General features: G+C 37.5%; 4 protein-coding genes. All 4 read right to left on the bottom strand.

All coding sequences use genetic code 11. The features are described 5' to 3' along the window. Positions 1–370: 370 nt before the first annotated feature. Entirely contained in the window at positions 371–1303 is a 933-nt protein-coding gene (locus tag BN338_RS01530; RefSeq protein WP_039758348.1) for a YopJ/AvrA family T3SS effector serine/threonine acetyltransferase, read from the bottom strand. A 387-nt stretch (positions 1304–1690) separates the two neighbouring features. Continuing rightward, entirely contained in the window at positions 1691–2440 is a 750-nt protein-coding gene (locus BN338_RS01525; protein ID WP_425277455.1) for a YopJ/AvrA family T3SS effector serine/threonine acetyltransferase, read from the bottom strand. Positions 2441–2448: 8 nt separating this feature from the next. Next, the gene (locus BN338_RS13755; RefSeq protein ID WP_039758347.1) at positions 2449–2643 is read right to left on the bottom strand and encodes a hypothetical protein; all 195 of its coding nucleotides are present in this window, start codon (positions 2641–2643) and stop codon (positions 2449–2451) included. 370 nt (positions 2644–3013) lie between these two features. Beyond that, a complete protein-coding gene (locus BN338_RS01515) occupies positions 3014–3925 on the bottom strand; it encodes a YopJ/AvrA family T3SS effector serine/threonine acetyltransferase (RefSeq protein ID WP_244427586.1) in 912 nt (303 codons plus the stop codon). Positions 3926–4841 lie beyond the last annotated feature (916 nt).

The raw sequence follows: 4841 nt of genomic DNA, 5'->3' as shown, positions 1-4841 counted from the left end.
GTTTTTGATGGGGGCTGGTGTGATTATCGTGGGGACGGTTGTGTTGGTTGTATGGCATGAAGGTGCTTGAGATAAAGCGGACGCTCTCAAAAGAACAAGACATAGGATTTTACTAAAGGGCTTTTACGAAAGACGAAAGCATTTTATGGGCCCAGCGTTCTGCATATCCAAATAGGATCATTCTTAAAAGAGCTTTGAGCGAAGAAGAACTTTGGAATTTCCATACCATTTTAAGAGGGAGGAGTCTTTAAGAAGCAAGTTGTTTGCCATTTTTGTTTTACGAACGCAAAACCCAACCCGCTTAGAGAAATCTCCGCTGTAAAGCAACATCGCTTCTTTCTTTGATGAAGAGCGAAGAGAAAAATATCAATTACATTGCTAAAGATTTGTATTCCGTAATCCTTTTTTTGTGTTGTGAAACAGAAACAGTTTTTTCCCCTTCTTCCTTTAAGTTTTTTTCAAATCTCTCCGTTAGCGTTTCACCTTTTTTGTTGACTTTTTCATGTTCAGCACCTGGATTGGCTTTTAGATATTGTTCAAGACGTCTTCTTCCTTGCGCATGTTTGTATAAACTGACGGGAAGATAGGAATCTAACTTTTCAGCAGATAAAGATGCATTAGGTTCACATAATACACCCTTAACATTATCCTTATGAAGTCTTTCTAATTTCTCAGATTCAACATGAAGCTTTTTGGCAAGGCTTAAGCTGAACATCCCACATTCAGAAGCGCTTCGTTGAATATCCATTTCCGCCATGGTAAAAGAATAAGAGGGCAGTTGAAGGCATTCAAGGGTTTGATTTATTTTTATCCCTAATTTGCAAGCAGCGATATTCTGGAATGTTGTAGGTTCAAGCATAATCAAAGAGATTTTGTCATCAACTTTTTGATAATCAATGGCTGCAAAGTGGATTTTGCTTCCCGAATTGACGATAAATCGGGCAGATTTTGCGTCGCTCTCAACGACTTCTTTGAGTGCGTGAGAAAACTCTTCTGCTGTAAGAGCCAATTTGAGATTCATGTTCGGATATTTGCTGTTGGCTTTTTCTACGAGAGATGGCATCACTCTAATATCGGTCTCTTCATAATAAGCACTCAGCCAACGATCCGTGGCAAGATCATCTTCTAAGCCTGTAATAATATCTTTTAATTCTTCAGAATTGGGTGCTACATGTTCTTCTTCTTTTGGGACGGAAGTTTGCATTAAACGGGCAATAAGATCTTCTAAAGATTCTTCCGCGCTCGCCCCTTCGGGTGTTTGTGATGAACGAGGAGAGATGACTTTTGAATCTTGTGGCTTCATATGATTAGCCTCCATATTGATAATCGATAGATGATTATTTTCTTAACATTCTGGCTAAAAAATGTTTTGAAAAAAAGACTTTATCTCTTGAACATTAAGGAAAAAAACATCTTTGAGCTATTTTTATAAGAAAGTGGGGCGGGTGTTTTCAAAATTCTCGTGAGATTTTTGTTTCTTCAAAATTTTAACATACGAGCTTTAAAATGGGCTGACTTTGATCGAATAATGACGCTTTGTCTTTAAAAGACACATTGCTTATAAAAGATACATTGCTTACTTCTTGATTTCTTTCAAATAGGAAAACCAATGTGCTTAGAGCAATCTTAGCCATAAAGCAACATCGCTTCATTTTTTATGAATACGAAAAATGGATGGCTAAAATACTTGTTATATCATCAGAGATTTGTATTCCGTTGCTCTTTTTCTGTGTTGCGAAACAGAAACAGTCTTCCCTTCTGCAGTCACTAAGCTTTTTTCAAATCTCTCGGTTAAAGTTTCACCTTTTTTGTTGACTTTTTCATGTTCAGCATCTGGATTTGATTTTAGATATTGTTCAAGACGTCTTCTCCCTTGTGTGTGTTTGTAAAAAGTGCTTGGAAGGTATTGATCCAATTTTTCTGCAGGTAAAGGCGTGTCTGGTTTACATAAGACACCTTTCAGATTATCTTCGTGCAGTCTTGCTAATTTTTGAGATTCGGCATGAAGCTTTTTAGCGAGGCTTAAGCTGAACATTCCACATTCAGAATTGCTTCGTTGAATATCCATTTCGACCATGGAAAAAGAACAGTTGGGCAACTCATGCGCTTTAAGGGCCAGCTGTGTCCTTAATGCTAGTACCGCTGGTTTCATACTGTTGAATGTTGTAGGTTCAAAAAATATCACGGATGTTTTGTCATCGATGGTTTTATGATCAATCACTGAAAAATGGATTCCTCTATCCTTTGTGTAAATGATAAATTTGGAAGATTGAACACCATTTGCAATGGCTTCTTTGAGTGCAAGAGCAAAGTTGTGCGTTGACGTTGCCAATTGAAGGCGCATGGCGGGATATTTACAATTTGCCTGTTCGATCAAGGCTGGCATTAGTTTAAGATCTGTACTTGCATAATCAGCTGTAAACCAACGTCCTGTTGCGATGTCATCTTCTAAACCGGCAATAATGTCTTGTAATTTTTCACGACTGAATGTAATTTTTCACGACTGAATGGGATATTTCGTCCTTTTTCTCTGTTGGATTGCTCTAAATGTGTCGCAAGATTTTCTGTAGGATCACTTGCGCTCGCCCCTTCAGGTGTTTGTGATGAATGAGGGGGGGCGTCTTTTAAATCTTGTGGCTTCATATGATTAGCCTCCATATTGATAATCGATAGATGATTATTTGCTTACATTTTGGCTAAACAATGTTTTGAAAAAAAGCCTTTGTCTCTTAAACATTAAGGAAAAAATCATCTTTGAGCTATTTTTATAAGAAAGTGGGGCGGGTATTTTCAAAATTCTCGTGAGATTTTTGTTTCTTCAAAATTTTAACATACGAGCTTTAAAATGGGCTGATTTTGATCGAATAATGATGCTTTGTCTTTAAAAGATACATCGCTTGCCTCTTGATTTCTTTCAAATAGGAAAACCAATGTGCTTAGAGCAATCTTAGCCATAAAGCAGCATCACTTCATTCTTTGTGGATGTGGAATAGAGCTATGGTTAAAATATTTATTACAGCATCAGAGATTTGTATTCCGTTGCTCTTTTTCTGTGTTGTGAAACAGAGGCCATTTTTGTCTCCGTTTTCACCAAGTTTTTCTCAAATCTCTCCGTTAGCGTTTCACCTTTTTTGTTGACTTTTTCATGTTCAGCATCCGGATTGGATTTTAGATATTGTTCAAGACGTCCTCTCCCTTGTGTGTGTTTGTATAAACGAGCAGGAATATACGGATCCAATTTTTCAGCCGGTAAAGGCGTATTGGGTTCACATAAGATACCTTTAATATTATCTTTGTGCAGTCTTTCTAATTTTTGAGATTCAAGATAAAGTTTTTTGGCAAGGTTTAAGCTGAACATCCCACATTCAGAGGAGCTTCGTTGAATATCCATTTCTGCCATGGCAAAATGAATAGGAGGAAATTGGTGATGCTCAAGGGATTGTTGCGTCCTTAAGGCGAGTAATGCGGGAAGCGTGTCACGCAGTAAGGTCGGTTCAAAAAAGATCAAAGATATTTTATCATCAATGGTTTGATGATCAACAACCGCAAAATGGATGCCCCTATCTTGCGCATTAACAATAAATCTGGAAGATTTTATACCGTTTTCGAGTGTGTCTTTGAGTGCAAGGGCAAAGCCGTTAGGGGGAGTTGTAAGTTTAAGATTCATCTCTGGATATTTGCGATTTGCTTGATCGACCAAGGCTGGCATCATGTAAAGATCTAAAATATCATAATAGTTTTTGATCCAACTTCCATCGGCATTATGCTTTTCTAAACCTGCAATGATATCTTTTAATTCTGCACGGTTGAAAGGGGTATTATTTATTTTTTCAATATTGAGCTGTTCTAAATGTGTTGCAAGCTTTTCGAAAGCTGCATCTGCACGCGCTCCTTCGGGCACTTGTGCGCTTGCACCTTCGGGCATTTGCGCGCTTGCACCTTCGGGCACTTGTGCGCTTGCACCTTCTGGCACTTGCGCGCTTGTACCTTCGGGCATTTGCGCGCTTGCACCTTCGGGCATTTGCGCGCTTGTACCTTCGGGCATTTGCGCGCTTGCACCTTCAGGCATTTGCGCGCTTGCACTTTCGGGAATTTGTGATGAATGAGGGGGGGCATCTTTTAAATCTTGTGGTTTCATCATATCAACCTTTGTATTGATGATCGATAGGTCATATTATTTTCTTATATTTTGACCAAATAATGTTTTAAAAGAAAATCTTTGACTCTTGAAAATTAAAGAAAAAATCGTACTTTTGGGCTTTTTATAAGAAAACTTTTAAAACAAAAAATTTTCTTAATTTTAAAAATCTGCGGTTTTTTACAGCTGTAAAATCTGGGAAAATTTTAAAAAATATAGGGGGCGATGTTATTTTTATATTTTAAGTTATTTCTATCGCATGGCTCATTTAAATGAAGAGATGACAACTTTTTTTAACCATTCTACGTGTGAAATAATGATGTCATCCACAATAGGTGTTGGGTGTAAAACAATGATAGGTGTTGGGTATAAAACAATGCTTATTTTTTAGAAATATGCTTTTGATTTTTTCCGGAAAAAGAGATTCATCATCTGCTCTCAAATTATCCACCTCTGCTGTAAAACATGGTTATGCCGTATAATACTGTTCTTTGAGTTGTTGTAATATAAGGCAAGCTTCTCTTGATCCATTGTTAGTATTTTTTAAGAGCGTGGTGACTATTCTTAGGCTTATGTATCGCACTTTTAAGTTTTGAGTAAATAACATGGGGAAACTTTAAGAGGAAAGGTTTGTGGATCCCAAGCACTCATACTCAAGAACCGTTATTTCTTTACAAAGTGATGTGGGTTAAAAGCCTCATCC

The sequence above is a fragment of the Bartonella queenslandensis AUST/NH15 genome (assembly GCF_000312585.1).
GTDB classification, from domain to species: domain Bacteria; phylum Pseudomonadota; class Alphaproteobacteria; order Rhizobiales; family Rhizobiaceae; genus Bartonella; species Bartonella queenslandensis_A.
This window is presented reverse-complemented; position numbering and strand designations above follow the sequence as displayed.

Excerpts from the sequence above, each read along its gene's own strand:
- BN338_RS13755 (WP_039758347.1), bottom strand. The coding sequence starts at position 2,643 with ATGAAGCCACAAGATTTAAAAGACGCCCCCCCTCATTCATCACAAACA.
- BN338_RS01530 (WP_039758348.1), bottom strand. The coding sequence starts at position 1,303 with ATGAAGCCACAAGATTCAAAAGTCATCTCTCCTCGTTCATCACAAACA.
- BN338_RS01515 (WP_244427586.1), bottom strand. The coding sequence starts at position 3,925 with ATGCCCGAAGGTGCAAGCGCACAAGTGCCCGAAGGAGCGCGTGCAGAT.